Below are 13,467 nucleotides of genomic sequence, written 5' to 3'. Positions count from 1 at the left end.
AGTGCAAAGGAGGATGGAAACTGTCAAAGGTGGCGTCGCGTCAGTTGTGTTCCAAAACCAAGGCTTTGACCGGAACCATTCGACAAGCGGGAATACTGGTCGGAGATCGTGTAGGTTTCCGGATCTCCCTTGCCCTTCTTGCGTACGTCCTTAGCAGTAGCAGCATCGGCGGCCATCCAGAAAACACCCGCCATCGCCGCAATTCCTGCAATTGGTTTCACCAAAATATCCTCCGGGTTGAATGCCTAGAGGATATGATACTTCACTGTTTCTAAGGCTATTTCATCAGCTTTCTGCGCCAACAAGCGTCGAGATAATCGCCTTGGCGCTGTCCGAATTCCATTCGGCGTCGCCGATCAAACGCGCGATTTCCTGACCTTCGGGATTCAGAATGACCGTGATGGGCAAAGCAATTACGCCAAATTCGCGCGCAGCGGCCGAGCTGAGGTCCTGATGACGCGGCAGGTTGGATATGCCATTTTCTTCAAAGAACTTCTTGATCCCAGCTGGCGAGTTGCGGCCTGTGGCAAGAGTCAGAACCTGGAACTTGTCACCCCCGAACTCGTCCTGCAATTCGGCGATCTGCGGCATCTCTTTGCGGCAGGGGGCGCACCAGGTGGCCCAGAAGTTCAGCAGCACATACTTGCCCTCGTAATCAGCCAACGTTCCAACACCGCCGTCATCTTCCAGCTGAAACTCGATCTCTTTTGCGGGTTTGGGTTCTTTGTGCAGGATAAGACGTTTCAGGCTGTCTTCCCGCAGAGGAGCCAGCGTTTCGGCATCGGTCGCAAAAGCGGCGTTTGCACCCAGCGCAAGGGCCATATAAAGGGGGATCAAACGAAATAGGCGCATATCAACTCCGGGTTTTCTTACATGACCGATCAATCCTCGAACCAGATGTGGGGCGGCCGCTTTGCCGCCGGTCCAGACGCGATCATGGAGGCGATCAACGCCTCGATCGGGTTCGATCAGCGGATGGCAGCCCAGGACATCGCAGGCTCGCGCGCCCATGCGGCCATGTTGGCTGCCACAGGCGTCATAAGTGATAGTGATGCGCAGGCCATTCGGGAAGGGCTGCTCACCGTTTTGTCAGAAATCCAGAGCGGCACGTTTCAGTTCTCAACAGCGTTGGAAGACATTCACATGAATGTCGAGGCGCGGCTGAAAGAGATCATTGGCGAGCCGGCAGGCCGTTTGCACACAGGGCGTTCGCGTAACGATCAGGTGGCGACGGATTTCAAACTGTGGGTCCGGGATCAGTTTGATGCGGCGGAGTCCGGTATTCTGGCCCTGATCCGCGCGCTTTTGGCGCAGGCCGAAGCAGGCGCCGATTGGGTCATGCCGGGCTTTACCCATCTGCAAACGGCGCAACCCGTAACTTGGGGCCATCATATGATGGCCTATGTCGAGATGTTTGGCCGCGACCTGTCCCGCGTCCGCGATGCGCGCGCGCGCATGAACGAATCCCCGCTGGGTGCTGCGGCGCTGGCCGGAACCTCGTTCCCCATCGACCGACACATGACGGCACAGGCGCTGGGCTTTGACCGCCCCGCCGCCAACTCGCTGGATGCTGTCAGCGACCGCGACTTTGCATTGGAATTCCTGTCGACCGCGTCGATCTGCGCCGTGCACCTGTCGCGTTTTGCCGAAGAACTGGTGATCTGGTCTTCGGCCCAGTTCCGTTTCGTGTCCCTTTCCGACCGGTTTTCCACCGGCTCGTCGATCATGCCGCAGAAAAAGAACCCGGATGCGGCGGAACTGATCCGCGCCAAGGTTGGGCGCATCTATGGGGCCAATACCGCGTTGATGATGGTGATGAAGGGCCTGCCGCTGGCCTATTCAAAGGACATGCAGGAAGACAAGGAACAGGTCTTTGATGCCGCCGACAACTGGATGCTGGCTCTGGCGGCGATGGAAGGTATGGTCAAGGACATGACCGCCAATCGCGACAGCCTTGCTGCCGCCGCCGGGTCGGGGTTTTCAACCGCGACGGATCTGGCCGACTGGCTGGTGCGGGTGCTGGGCCTGCCGTTCCGGGATGCGCATCACGTCACCGGATCGCTGGTGGCCATGGCCGAGGGCAAGGGGTGTGACCTGCCCGACCTGACACTGGACGATATGCAATCGGTTCATGGTGAAATCTCGGATGACGTCTACTCTGTCCTTGGCGTCGACAATTCGGTAAACTCGCGCCAGTCCTACGGCGGTACCGCCCCCGATCAGGTGCGGGCCCAGATCGAACGATGGAAGGCAATGGTATGACAACTGCGCTACGTGCGATCCTGATTTCGGTTTCCGGCCTGGTGCTGGCCGGGTGCGGGGCTGATGGCGAGCCTGAGCAACCAATTGCCCCTCAGCCCACGGTCAGTGCCACAATCGGGGTTGGATCAAGCGGCGCGTATGTTGGTGGGGGTGTCGGCCTAAGCCGCGGACCGCTGGGCATTTATCTTGGATTCTGATCCTTTTGAATGTTGCGCCCTTGGTCCCGACACCTCATGTTGGGTCCACGTATCAATCACCTGTCACGCAAAGAAATGGTACTGAAATGAGAATACTGGGACTGGTTTCTGCACTTGCGGTTTTGGCAGCTTGTGAGCCTTCGTCAGCGCGACGCCCGGAACCTGCAGCTGAACCAAAACAATCGGGCACCGGCATTTCAATCTCGGGCTACGGCCGCGTTGGTGTTTCAACACAAAATTAAACAAGGGCGAGGGGTTCGGAATCCATTGATCCGAAGTCCTCTTATGGTCTAAGCGCGCAGGCATGGATCACTTTTTGTACCGCGACGGCGCGCTTTTCGCCGAGTACGTCCCAGTCTCCGAAATCGCAGCCGCGGTCGGAACACCGTTCTACGTCTATTCCACGGCTACATTACTGCGGCATTTCAAACTGTTCGATGACGCGTTGGACGGCACCGATCATCTGGTCTGCTACGCGATGAAAGCGGCCAGCAATCAGGCGATCCTGAAGACACTGGCGCAAGCGGGTGCGGGGATGGACGTGGTCTCGGGCGGAGAATATCTGCGGGCGAAGGCGGCTGGTGTTCCCGGTGACAAGATCGTGTTCTCAGGCGTTGGGAAAACAGCGGACGAGATACGCATGGCGCTGAGCGGTGGCATTCGCCAGTTCAATGTCGAATCCGAGCCCGAGATGGAAGTGATCAACGCCATCGCGCTTGAGCTTGGCGTGATCGCGCCGATCACCGTCAGGGTAAACCCGGATGTTGATGCCAGGACGCACGCCAAGATTGCCACGGGCAAGTCCGAGAACAAGTTTGGCATTCCGATTGCCCGTGCCTCGGAAGTTTACGCCCACGCCGCCAGCCTTCCGGGGTTGGAGGTGATCGGTATCGACGTTCATATTGGCTCGCAACTAACCGAACTTGAACCGTATGAGCTGGCCTACACAAAGGTAGCCGAGCTGACCGAGCGTCTCCGCTCTGAAGGTCACAACATTCGGCGTCTCGATCTGGGTGGCGGTCTGGGCATTCCTTACACCCGGTCGAACAACGCACCCCCCTTGCCGATTGAATATGGTGCGCTGGTCAAGAGAACATTGGGCCATCTGGGCTGTGAGATCGAAATTGAGCCGGGCCGCCTGATCGCGGGCAACGCCGGGATTATGGTCAGCAAGGTCATCTATGTGAAATCAGGCGAAGGTCGCGACTTTTTGATCCTTGATGGGGCGATGAACGACCTGATCCGCCCCGCAATGTACGAAGCTTACCACGATATCGTTGCAGTGCAGGAGCCTGTCGCCGGTGTGGAACAGCGCCCTTATGACATTGTCGGTCCGGTCTGCGAATCCGGGGATACCTTTGCCAAGCAGCGCAATATGCCGCCGTTGAGATCGGGTGATCTTGTCGCATTTCGCAGCGCGGGTGCGTACGGTGCGGTGATGTCCAGCGAATACAATACCCGCCCGTTGATCCCCGAAGTTCTGGTGAATGGTGATCAATTTGCAGTCATTCGTGAACGGCCAAGCTTTGACGAAATCATAAACCGCGATACCATACCATCGTGGCTTTGACGCGATAACCGCGCGGGCCCACCTCGGAGGCCCGTCTTGACCAACAGAACGAACCTGCCCATTCCGCGCCTGTCCCTGTGGCTAACCCATCTCGGCATGGTGGCTGAACAGGTGCTGCGCGCGTTCTGGCCTGCGTTCTCGATTGTTCTGGCTTTGCTCGCCGCTCTGATTCTGGGGTTGCAGGATCATCTGCCCGTTGAAATCGTCTGGGGTGCTGGTGCGCTGTCGTTGATTTCTTTTGGTGTGGCATCCGTCCGGGGTGTCACGAAATTCAAACTGCCATCCCGCGCTGATGCGCTGGCGCGGCTGGATGAGGCTCTGCCTGGTCGGCCGATTCAGGCTTTGCTGGATGAGCAGGCAATCGGTGCCAATGATGGGGACTCGGTTGCTTTGTGGCAGGCGCACAAGGAACGCATGGCACAGCGTGCGGCCACTGCTGAGGCCGTGAAACCTGATCTTCGGCTTGCGTCGCGCGACCCGTATGCGCTGCGGTATGCCGCTCTGCTGGCATTTGTTGTGGCGCTGATCTTTGGTTCATTGTGGCGCGTAGGTTCAGTGGCGGACATGGCCCCGGGCACAGCCGTCGCTGGACAGGGCCCAACTTGGGAAGGATGGGTGGAACCCCCCAGATACACAGGTTTACCGACCTTATATCTTGCTGATCAGACGGGCGCGCTTTCTGTTCCCAAGGGCAGTCGCATCACCTTGCGACTTTATGGTGAAGTTGGCGCACACAGTCTGTCCGAGAGCAGTTCTGCTAGCGGAACCGAGGCGGCAACAGACCCGGAACAGGAGTTTGTCGCCGAACGCTCGGGTCAGTTTCGCATCGATGGACCGGCGGGGCGGGAGTGGTCGGTGCAGGTCATTGATGACGTGGCTCCGAAGATCGAAGTTTCCGGTACCGCAGAGTCTGAAGCGGGCGGGCAGATGAAGCTGCCATTTTCCGCCAGCGACGATTACGGAGTGGTCTCGGGTCTGGCCCGGATCGAGCTGGATCTGGCGGCGATTGACCGTCGGTACGGACTGGCGGCCGAGCCAGAGCCGCGCGAGGTGATCGAAATCGAGTTACCTATGCCGATCACCGGTGACAGGGCGGACTTTACCGAAGACCTGATCGAGGATTTCTCGCAGCATCCGTGGGCGCATCTGCCGGTCAGAATAACCTTGATGGCGACGGATGCAGCGGATCAGCAAACGTCTTCGGATCCCTATGCGACAGCATTGCCAGCACGGCGCTTCTTTGATCCGCTGGCGGCAGCCGTGATTGAACAGAGGCGCGATCTGCTTTGGTCGCGATCAAATGCACCTCGTGTCTCGCAGGTCCTGAGGGCTGTGTCGCACCGCCCTGAGGATTTGTTTCGCTCTGACACAGCCTATCTGCGCCTGCGGGTTGTGCTGCGGCGATTGGAAACGTTTCACCGATACGGGTTGAAGCCCAAACAACAGGAAGAGATTGCGCAGGCCCTGTGGGACCTTGCCGTGCTGATCGAGGACGGGACGCTGGCGGATGCATTGGAACGGATGCGCCGCGCGCAGGAACGTCTGACCGAAGCGATGAAGAACGGGGCCAGCGATGAAGAAATAGCCGAACTGATGCAGGAGTTGCGCGAGGCGACGCAAGATTACCTTCAGCAACTACAACGCCTTGCACAGCAAGATGGCGAAGACGGCGAGCGTCAGCCCGGCCAGAATGGTGAATCTTTGCAAATGACGCAGGATGACCTGCAGCGCATGATGGACCGCATTCAGGAACTGATGGAACAAGGCCGCATGGCCGAAGCCCAGCAGGCGTTGGAAGAATTCCAGCAGATGATGGAGAACATGCGTGTAACTCAGGGTCAGGGCCAAGGGCAGCAATCCGAAGGCCAGCAGGCCATGGAAGGTCTCGCCGAAACCCTGCGCGAACAGCAGGGCCTTAGCGATCAGGCCTTTCGTGATTTGCAGGAACAGTTCAACCCAGGCGCGCAATCAGGTGAAAGCCAAGGGAACGAAGGCCGCAACGGCGGGCAAGGTCGGGGGCAAAGCCACGAAGGTCAGGGCGGTCAGGGCGAAGGCTCGGATCAGGCTGGCGAAGGCCAGCAGGGTCAAGGCTCACTTGCGGATCGGCAGCAAGCGCTGAGAAATGAACTGAGCCGCCAGCAACAGGGATTGCCCGGTGCCGGCACGCCCGAAGGTGACGCCGCGCGCGAGGCGTTGGATCGGGCCGGGCGCGCCATGGACGAGGCCGAGCAAGCCCTGCGTGGCGATGATCTCGCCGAAGCTATCGACCGCCAGTCCGAAGCGATGGAAGCTCTGCGCGAAGGGATGCGGTCGCTGGGTGAAGCCATGGCGCAGGAACAGCAGAACCAACCGGGGCAGGGAACGCAGGACGGCGATATGCAGGCCAACAACCGCGATCCGCTGGGCCGAAACCCAGGCGCTGCGGGTTCGATTTCAACCGATGAAAACCTGTTGCAGGGCGAAGACGTTTATCGCCGTGCGCGCGAGTTGCTGGATGAAATCCGCCGCCGGACCGGTGAAACAGACCGTCCCCAGATCGAGCTGGAATACCTCAAGCGGTTGTTGGAACGGTTCTAGCCCTCAGTTCTGCGCACCGGACCCTGCCTGAGTTTCGAGCCAGATTCGCGCCTGATCCACCAGCGACACATATGAGCTGAGCAGCGGATCGGCCTGCGGTACAGCCTCGCTGATCTGGCGGGCATTCCCGTAAATCAGGTACAGAACCACGCCGATGATCAGCATCAGCGCAAAACCGCGCAAGAACCCACCGGACTTGCGGGGTGCTTGCGCCTCATCTTCTGCCGGGTCGGAGCGCATGCTCGAGTTGATGGCATCGACATCCGGCAGTGCATCCTTTTGCCCGGCATCTACAGCGGTTTCCGAAGTTGCAGGGCGTTTGGGCCTGACCTTTGGCTCTGGCGGGGCTTCCAGGCCCAGATCGGGCTGGCTTTCCAGACCACCGCCTTCCTGCGCACGCAACTCCGCTTCTCGTGCGGCTTCTTCTTTCAGGATGCTGGCAACTGATGGGGCGACATTTCCTGTGGATGCCGCAGGTTTTTCAACCTCTGGCGCTGTTTTTTCTGCGGGCTCGGCGTCCTTCTGGGCCTCGACCTCGGTGTCCGATGTATCTGCCTCAACAGGCTTGTCCTCGGGCGCGTTCGGTTCATCCGTCTGCTCGGATGGATGCTTGGCCTGAAACCAAGTCTGATCGCAGTTCGAACACTGCACGTCGCGGCCTTCCTCGGGGATGACCTCGTCAGGAACTTCGTACTGCGCAGTGCAATTCGGACATGTAAGACGCATACTGCCTCCTCGGCCGGATGAAGGGCCGATAATAGTTTTTTCAGGGATGATATTCCGTTAAGACCCAACAGCAAAGGGCGTTTTCGGTTTCATAGGTCAAGTGTCACCAATTGGACTCGGTAGAGCCATTGAAACCGTCGCCCTGCTCGGGCAAGAAGAGCGGCAAAATATTGGGGGCACGTGTGATCGAGCTGGAAAATGTCAGCTATACCTACGGTGGCGGCGAGTTGCTGAGCGATGTCTCGGTTCAACTACAGCCGGGGTCGTTCCACTTTCTGACCGGTCCGTCAGGAGCGGGAAAGACGACATTGCTCAAGCTGTGTTACGGGGCACTGTTACCAACCTCTGGACGTCTTAGCGTATTTGATCAAGATATCTCGGCCCTTGATCGGGATCAGCTGGCCGTGCTCCGCCGACGCGTCGGCGTTGTTCATCAGGATTGCCAGTTCCTTGACCATATGACGCTTGCCGAGAATGTCGCCTTGCCACTGATGGTCTCCGGGCGCGGGGAATCGTCTGGGCAAGACAATTTGACCGAACTGCTCAGCTGGGTGGGGCTTGGTGCACGTCTCGAAGCGCGGCCACCGGAATTATCCGGCGGTGAACGTCAACGGGCGGCTCTGGCGCGCGCTGTCATCCTGTCGCCTGATGTCATATTGGCGGATGAACCCACCGGCAATGTAGATTGGGAGATGTCGCAACGTTTGTTGCACCTGCTGGTTGAGCTGAACCGTATGGGAAAGACCGTTCTGATTGCCACCCATGACCTGAGCCTGATCCGCGCGGCAAAAAGTCATGTTCAGGCACGTGTTTTGCGGATTTCGCAGCGAAAGCTGCATCTGGCGGGGGCAGACCTGTGACTGGGGCTGATATCCGAAACCTGCTGCGCGGCGATACCCGTGCTGACCGTGTTGTTCCGCCAACCGGCTACACCGCGCATCTGACGCTGTTTGTCGCTGGTGCTATGGCATTTCTTGCTGTTTTTGCTTTGGCTTTGTCCCTCGCCTCTGGCCGCATCGCGGATCGGTGGGCCTCGGAACTGGCGGGCGCTGCAACCTTACGCATCAACGCACCGGCCGAGCAGCTTGCTGCCCAGACAGAAGCGGCATTGACCGTCCTCAGCCAGACACCCGGTGTCTCGTCTGCCCGTGCGCTTAGCGCAGATGAACAAGCCGCGTTGCTGGCACCATGGTTCGGGCCGGACCTGCCGTTGGATACTTTGCCAATCCCGCAGCTGATCGAGATCATCGAGGGCGAACCGGGACTGGATGCGCTCGGGCTGCGATTGCGATTGGGGGCCGAGGTACCCGGCGCGGTTCTGGATGATCATACGCGATGGCGCGAACCGCTGGTCGATGCTGCGATGTCCCTGCGTCGTTTGGGGTGGATATCAATCCTGCTGATCGGTGGCGCGACCGCTGCGATGATTACTCTTGCGGCCAACGCATCGCTTGCGGCCAATGCGCAGATTATCGAGGTCCTGCGATTGGTTGGCGCACAGGATGGTTTCATCGCTGGTGCTTTTGTACGGCGGTTTACCTATCGCGCGTTTTTCGGCGCCTCGGTTGGGACCCTGCTGGGAATGACAGGTGTCTTGCTTTTGCCCGAAGCTTCGGACGCGGGCGGGTTTCTGACCGGAGTTGGATTTCAGGGCAAAGACTGGGTATTGCCGGTTCTTATCCCCGTCCTTGGGGCAGCCGTTGCCTTTGTTGCCACATGGGCCGCGGCCCGACGCAAGTTGAAGGAGCTTTCCTGATGTTGATGGCAATTCAGTGGGTTCGTTCCCTCATCTTCATGATTGTGATCTATGCCTGGATGCTGATCCTTGGTATCGCGTTTCTACCTTATGCGCTGTTTTCCAAAAACGGTGCCCTGAAAGCGTGCAAAACCTACGCCAAAAGCACCATGTGGCTGGCCCGGTGGATGGTTGGTATCCGCTGCGAGGTGCGGGGCAATGCCCCAACGAATGAAGTGGTCATAGGGGCTAAACATCAGTCGTTCCTTGATATCATCATGATTTTTGATGCCATTCCGCACGGCAAATTTATCATGAAGCGCGAGCTATTGTTCACACCCGTCATTGGCATGTATGCACGACGCCTTGGTTGTATCCCGGTTAATCGCGGCAAACGCGGTGCGGCTGTGGCAAAAATGGTCAAGGACGTCTCAAAAGAGTTTTCCGAACCTGGACAGCTGGTGATCTATCCGCAGGGCACGCGTGTGGCGCCTGGTGCAAAGAAACCCTACAAGGTTGGTACAGCGATCCTGTATGAAGGCCTCGGTTTTCCATGCGTTCCGGTTGCGACGAATGCTGGCGTGTTCTGGCCCCGTACAGGCGTGATGCGTAAACCCGGCCTTGCCATTGTAGATTTTCTGGAGCCGATCAAACCGGGTGTAGCCCGCGAGGAGTTCCTCGCGCGGTTGGAGGAAGTGATCGAAACACGTTCGAACGAATTGATGCGCGAAGTGGGGTTTGATCCTGATGGAATTCATTGAAAAAGTAGAAGATCTCGAGGCGTTGTACGGAACGCCGGGTGCTGCTTCTTTGCGGAAGGTCGTTCGACACTTAACTCCGCTCTATCGCAAGTGGATTGAAGCGGCGCGCCTTTGTGTTCTCAGTACAGTTGGTCCCGAGGGGGTGGACGGAAGTCCTCGTGGGGACGACCGTGCTGTTGTACGCGAATTGAACACAAAAACACTGGCGTTGCCTGACTGGCGGGGAAACAACCGCCTGGACAGCTTGCGCAACATCGTTCGGGACCCGCGCGTTTCGCTGATGTTCTTTGTGCCGGGCTCTGACAATGTCGTTCGGGTGAACGGAACGGCCCGATTGACCGCAGACGCGGCATTGCGCAACCAGTTCGAAAAGGCTGGCAAGGTTCCGGCGACGGTTATCGTTGTGCAGATTGACGAGATTTACAGCCAGTGCGCGCGTGCACTGATGCGCGCCCGCACTTGGACTTGTGGCGACGAAAGCAAGGACCTTCCGACGATTGGGCAGCTTTTGTCCGAGGCGTCAGAAGGTGAAGAGGGCGGCGCGCAGTATGACAAAGACTGGGCTGCACGCGCCGCCAAAACAATGTGGTAGGTAACGGACGGTTGTTCAGTCAAGCTGCGGCGGCTCCGATTCTGGACACTTTTTTGATCCAGCGCTCGACGCTGCCCGGTTTGGGATAGCTTGCGCCTGCAAAATAAGTGAACCGCGTTGGTTTGAAGCCAACAAACCCGAGGATCTGGCCCCGAACCTGTCGAATAAGCGCTTGCCTGTACATCAGGCGCATGAACCAGCCCGGCGTGTCAGAGGTCAGGATAACGCGCGCGGTGCGTCCGGTCAGCATCGGGGCTGGCAGGCCAGCCATCGTGGTGTTGCGGGTGTCGAATGTCCGCCCCGGTATGAACATCCGGTCAATCAATCCCTTGAGTTTTGCAGGCAGCCCGCCCCACCACATAGGTGTGGTCAGGACCAGATGGTCGCTCCATTCGAAGTCCTGCAACACGTGTTCCAGAACCGGTTCAAGCGGCTTGAAGTCGTGATAGTTGCCCTGACCGAAATCAAAATCGAACTGTAGGTCGCTCAGATGGACTATCCGGACGTCATGCCCGTTTTTGCGGGCTGCCTCGCCATAGGTTTCTGCGAATGTGCGTGACAAGCTGCTTTCTGCCGGGTGTCCATCGAGGATGAGTATTTTCTTGGGGTGCATTGGGGTTCTCCTGAAAATGACCGTGGTCAGTTTATAGAATCAAAAAGTGACCACGGTCAATATAAAATTTGACCACGGTCAAAAAATGTGCGACTGAGCGGTATGCAAAAAACGATCCAGAAACGTACGATCAAGACCCGCGCCAAGCTTCTCTCAGCTGCGGAAGAGGTTATCCGACATGGCGGATATGAAGCATTGCGGGTCGAAGAAGTTGTAAAGGCCGCGGGAGTTGCCAAGGGGACCTTCTTCGCGCATTTCCGCGACAAGGACGCACTGATGGAAATCCTGATCGCGGACAAGCTGAATGCCTGTCTGGATCAGGCCCAATCCGAAACTCCACCCAAAACGGTACCAGAGATCATCGCATCGCTGGAACCGGTCCACGAATTCATGACATCCGAACGGTACGTGTTCGATCTGTTGATCAGATACTCGGGGGCAACGGCCATCGCAGATATTGGGCCGATTGCCTATTGTTTTGAACGATATTTTCGGGTCGTGATGATGTGGCTTGAAACCGCAGAGATGCGCAAGGATGTACCGTCCGAGTTGTTGGCAGAAGGCGTGCAGGCCTTTGCCATTCAGGCCATGTCCTTACAGTATTGTGCGTTGCACTCAGCAACAACGTTCACAGACAGGCTGGAAACATATCTGGATGCGTGGTTGACCCCGGCAGGCTGATCGCCACCGGGGTCCGGGATGTTAGCTGTGGATCGGGCCGTCGCCGCAGGCCAGGGCAGCCTCGCGCACCGCTTCGGAATAGGTCGGATGTGCGTGGCAGGTGAGCGCCAGATCCTCGGCAGAAGCACCGAATTCCATTGCCACACAGACCTCATGGATCAGATCACCCGCGCCGGGGCCGATGATATGGGCACCCAGAATGCGATCGGTTTCCTTGTCGGCCAGAATCTTGACGAACCCGTCTGCCGCAAAATTCGCCTTGGCGCGGCCATTACCCATGAACATGAACTTGCCGACCTTATAGGCACGACCCTGTTCTTTGAGCGTCGCTTCAGTTTCACCGACATTGGCAACTTCGGGCCATGTATAGATCACGCCCGGAATCACGCCATAATTCACATGACCGTGCTTTCCTGCAACCTGCTCGGCGGCGGCCATGCCTTCGTCTTCGGCCTTGTGTGCCAGCATCGGGCCTTCGGTCACGTCGCCGATGGCGTAGATGCCCGGTACGTTGGTCTGCCAGTCCTTGCCCACCTTGATCTGGCCGCGCGGGGTCATCTCGACGCCCAAAGCGTCCAATCCCAGACCATCCGAATAGGGTTTCCGCCCGGTGGCCACCAGCACGGTATCGGCGTCGATCACATGTTCACTGTCGTCTTTGAGCAGCTTGTAGGTAACTTTGGCCTTGGTCTTGGTCGCTTCGGTTTTCTGCACCGCCGCGCCCATGACAAAGGTCAGGCCCTGTTTCTTGAGAATGCGCTGGAAGGTTTTTTGCACCTCGGGGTCCATGCCCGGCGTGATCTCCTTGAGGAACTCGATCACGGTAACTTCAGCGCCCAGGCGGCTGTATACCGATCCCAGTTCCAGCCCGATCACACCCGCGCCGATCACCACCATTTTCTTCGGGATCTTGCCCAGAGACAGAGCACCGGTTGAGGTCACAACCACCTTCTCATCCACTTCGACACCGGGCAGCGAGGACGGTTCGGAGCCTGACGCAATGATGATGTTCTTGGTTTCATGGATTTCATCGCCGACCTGAACTTTGCCGGCCGCAGGGATCGAGCCCCAGCCTTTCAGCCAGTCGATCTTGTTCTTCTTGAACAAAAACTCGATGCCCTTGGTGTTGCCCTCGATCACCTCATATTTATAGGCCTGCATCTGTTTCCAATCGACCGAAGGCGCTTTGCCCTTCAGGCCCATCTTGGCAAAGTTATGCTCGGCCTCGTGCAGTTGGTGGCTGGCATGCAGCAGCGCCTTCGAGGGGATGCAGCCCACGTTAAGACAAGTGCCACCCAGGGTTTCGCGCCCTTCGACCACGGCGGTTTTCAAACCCAGTTGAGCGCAGCGGATCGCGCAGACGTAGCCGCCGGGTCCGGCGCCGATTACGATGACGTCATAATTTGCCATTACATTCTCCTAAATCGACCGGACGTTCCGGCGCTTCCCCGACCCGATTTGGTGGGCCGGAAATAGACTTTGTCAAACAGGTTCCAGCAGCTTGATCGAGATATGCGCGATACCGCCGCGTTCGTGATGCATCGCCAACTCCTCGGATCCGAAAAATGCCTTGGCCTTTTCCAGGTTGATCACCTCGAACATCGCGATCGCATGGTCTTTCTGATCGGGATCGCGCCAGACATGCAGGTCGCGGATACCCGCGGCCTTGCGCATTGGCATATCCTCGCGGAACACCTTCAGCCAGGCGTCGAAATCGGCCACATCGGCCTGCCAGAGTACATGTGTCGCCATG

15 protein-coding genes are annotated in these 13,467 nt (G+C 58.1%); 9 read left to right on the top strand and 6 right to left on the bottom strand.

What is annotated here, in order from left to right; translation table 11 throughout:
* Window positions 1-23 precede the first annotated feature (23 nt).
* Window positions 24-221: a hypothetical protein gene (locus I9182_RS13895; RefSeq protein ID WP_209598659.1), complete on the bottom strand. Its 198-nt coding sequence runs from the start codon at window positions 219-221 to the stop codon at window positions 24-26.
* A 64-nt stretch (window positions 222-285) separates the two neighbouring features.
* The gene (locus I9182_RS13890; RefSeq protein WP_209506573.1) at window positions 286-852 is read right to left on the bottom strand and encodes a TlpA disulfide reductase family protein; all 567 of its coding nucleotides are present in this window, start codon (window positions 850-852) and stop codon (window positions 286-288) included.
* 21 nt (window positions 853-873) lie between these two features.
* On the opposite strand from I9182_RS13890, the gene argH reads away from it, so the two are divergent.
* The 4 genes from argH to I9182_RS13870 all read left to right on the top strand — a co-directional run bounded on the left by argH (window position 874) and on the right by I9182_RS13870 (window position 6,606).
* Window positions 874-2,262, top strand: coding sequence for an argininosuccinate lyase (gene argH, locus I9182_RS13885; RefSeq protein WP_209598658.1), 1,389 nt, complete (start codon window positions 874-876; stop codon window positions 2,260-2,262).
* Window positions 2,259-2,459, top strand: a complete 201-nt coding sequence (locus I9182_RS13880) for an argininosuccinate lyase (protein ID WP_209598657.1) — start codon at window positions 2,259-2,261, stop codon at window positions 2,457-2,459. The genes argH and I9182_RS13880 overlap by 4 nt, the downstream gene beginning before the upstream one ends.
* Window positions 2,460-2,763: 304 nt before the next feature.
* Window positions 2,764-4,029 (top strand): diaminopimelate decarboxylase, encoded by a 1,266-nt coding sequence (lysA, locus tag I9182_RS13875; protein WP_209598656.1) that lies wholly within the window; start codon window positions 2,764-2,766, stop codon window positions 4,027-4,029.
* 36 nt (window positions 4,030-4,065) lie between these two features.
* Entirely contained in the window at window positions 4,066-6,606 is a 2,541-nt protein-coding gene (locus tag I9182_RS13870; RefSeq protein WP_348540334.1) for a TIGR02302 family protein, read from the top strand.
* A gap of 3 nt (window positions 6,607-6,609) precedes the next feature.
* Here the strand turns inward: I9182_RS13870 and I9182_RS13865 are convergent, their stop codons facing one another.
* On the bottom strand, window positions 6,610-7,332 hold the full coding sequence (locus I9182_RS13865) for a zinc-ribbon domain-containing protein (RefSeq protein ID WP_209506564.1): 723 nt from the start codon (window positions 7,330-7,332) through the stop codon (window positions 6,610-6,612).
* A gap of 182 nt (window positions 7,333-7,514) precedes the next feature.
* On the opposite strand from I9182_RS13865, the gene I9182_RS13860 reads away from it, so the two are divergent.
* The 4 genes from I9182_RS13860 to I9182_RS13845 are packed head-to-tail and all read left to right on the top strand — an operon-like array spanning window position 7,515 to window position 10,420.
* Entirely contained in the window at window positions 7,515-8,192 is a 678-nt protein-coding gene (locus I9182_RS13860; protein ID WP_209506709.1) for an ATP-binding cassette domain-containing protein, read from the top strand.
* The gene (locus tag I9182_RS13855) at window positions 8,189-9,088 is read left to right on the top strand and encodes an FtsX-like permease family protein (RefSeq protein WP_209598655.1); all 900 of its coding nucleotides are present in this window, start codon (window positions 8,189-8,191) and stop codon (window positions 9,086-9,088) included. The genes I9182_RS13860 and I9182_RS13855 overlap by 4 nt, the downstream gene beginning before the upstream one ends.
* Window positions 9,088-9,828: a lysophospholipid acyltransferase family protein gene (locus I9182_RS13850; protein ID WP_209598654.1), complete on the top strand. Its 741-nt coding sequence runs from the start codon at window positions 9,088-9,090 to the stop codon at window positions 9,826-9,828. Before I9182_RS13855 ends, I9182_RS13850 begins: the two co-directional genes overlap by 1 nt.
* Window positions 9,815-10,420, top strand: a complete 606-nt coding sequence (locus tag I9182_RS13845) for a pyridoxamine 5'-phosphate oxidase family protein (protein WP_209598653.1) — start codon at window positions 9,815-9,817, stop codon at window positions 10,418-10,420. The genes I9182_RS13850 and I9182_RS13845 overlap by 14 nt, the downstream gene beginning before the upstream one ends.
* Before the next feature lie 19 nt (window positions 10,421-10,439).
* Here I9182_RS13845 and I9182_RS13840 read toward each other — a convergent pair whose 3' ends face one another.
* Window positions 10,440-11,033 (bottom strand): NAD(P)H-dependent oxidoreductase, encoded by a 594-nt coding sequence (locus tag I9182_RS13840; RefSeq protein ID WP_209506555.1) that lies wholly within the window; start codon window positions 11,031-11,033, stop codon window positions 10,440-10,442.
* A 102-nt stretch (window positions 11,034-11,135) separates the two neighbouring features.
* Here I9182_RS13840 and I9182_RS13835 point away from each other — a divergent pair, with 102 nt between their 5' ends.
* A complete protein-coding gene (locus tag I9182_RS13835) occupies window positions 11,136-11,714 on the top strand; it encodes a TetR/AcrR family transcriptional regulator (protein WP_209598652.1) in 579 nt (192 codons plus the stop codon).
* A gap of 21 nt (window positions 11,715-11,735) precedes the next feature.
* Here the strand turns inward: I9182_RS13835 and lpdA are convergent, their stop codons facing one another.
* Both lpdA and I9182_RS13825 read right to left on the bottom strand, forming a co-directional pair.
* Complete coding sequence (gene lpdA / locus I9182_RS13830; protein ID WP_209598651.1) at window positions 11,736-13,124, bottom strand: dihydrolipoyl dehydrogenase; 1,389 nt, start codon at window positions 13,122-13,124, stop codon at window positions 11,736-11,738.
* 72 nt (window positions 13,125-13,196) lie between these two features.
* Window positions 13,197-13,466, bottom strand: a complete 270-nt coding sequence (locus I9182_RS13825) for a hypothetical protein (RefSeq protein ID WP_209598650.1) — start codon at window positions 13,464-13,466, stop codon at window positions 13,197-13,199.
* Between the last annotated feature and the right edge of the window lies 1 nt (window position 13,467).

This window comes from Ruegeria sp. HKCCSP351 (genome assembly GCF_017872535.1).
Classification (GTDB): domain Bacteria; phylum Pseudomonadota; class Alphaproteobacteria; order Rhodobacterales; family Rhodobacteraceae; genus Ruegeria.
The sequence above is the reverse complement of the archived record's forward strand: the minus strand, read 5'-3'. Positions and strand labels throughout refer to the sequence as shown.

What these genes read in the sequence shown, in the direction of transcription:
- I9182_RS13890 (WP_209506573.1), bottom strand. Translation starts at nt 852, where the DNA reads ATGCGCCTATTTCGTTTGATCCCCCTTTATATGGCCCTTGCGCTGGGT.
- argH (WP_209598658.1), top strand. Translation starts at nt 874, where the DNA reads ATGACCGATCAATCCTCGAACCAGATGTGGGGCGGCCGCTTTGCCGCC.
- I9182_RS13880 (WP_209598657.1), top strand. Translation starts at nt 2,259, where the DNA reads ATGACAACTGCGCTACGTGCGATCCTGATTTCGGTTTCCGGCCTGGTG.
- lysA (WP_209598656.1), top strand. Translation starts at nt 2,764, where the DNA reads ATGGATCACTTTTTGTACCGCGACGGCGCGCTTTTCGCCGAGTACGTC.
- I9182_RS13865 (WP_209506564.1), bottom strand. Translation starts at nt 7,332, where the DNA reads ATGCGTCTTACATGTCCGAATTGCACTGCGCAGTACGAAGTTCCTGAC.
- I9182_RS13850 (WP_209598654.1), top strand. Translation starts at nt 9,088, where the DNA reads ATGTTGATGGCAATTCAGTGGGTTCGTTCCCTCATCTTCATGATTGTG.
- I9182_RS13845 (WP_209598653.1), top strand. Translation starts at nt 9,815, where the DNA reads ATGGAATTCATTGAAAAAGTAGAAGATCTCGAGGCGTTGTACGGAACG.
- I9182_RS13840 (WP_209506555.1), bottom strand. Translation starts at nt 11,033, where the DNA reads ATGCACCCCAAGAAAATACTCATCCTCGATGGACACCCGGCAGAAAGC.
- I9182_RS13835 (WP_209598652.1), top strand. Translation starts at nt 11,136, where the DNA reads ATGCAAAAAACGATCCAGAAACGTACGATCAAGACCCGCGCCAAGCTT.
- lpdA (WP_209598651.1), bottom strand. Translation starts at nt 13,124, where the DNA reads ATGGCAAATTATGACGTCATCGTAATCGGCGCCGGACCCGGCGGCTAC.
- I9182_RS13825 (WP_209598650.1), bottom strand. Translation starts at nt 13,466, where the DNA reads ATGGCGACACATGTACTCTGGCAGGCCGATGTGGCCGATTTCGACGCC.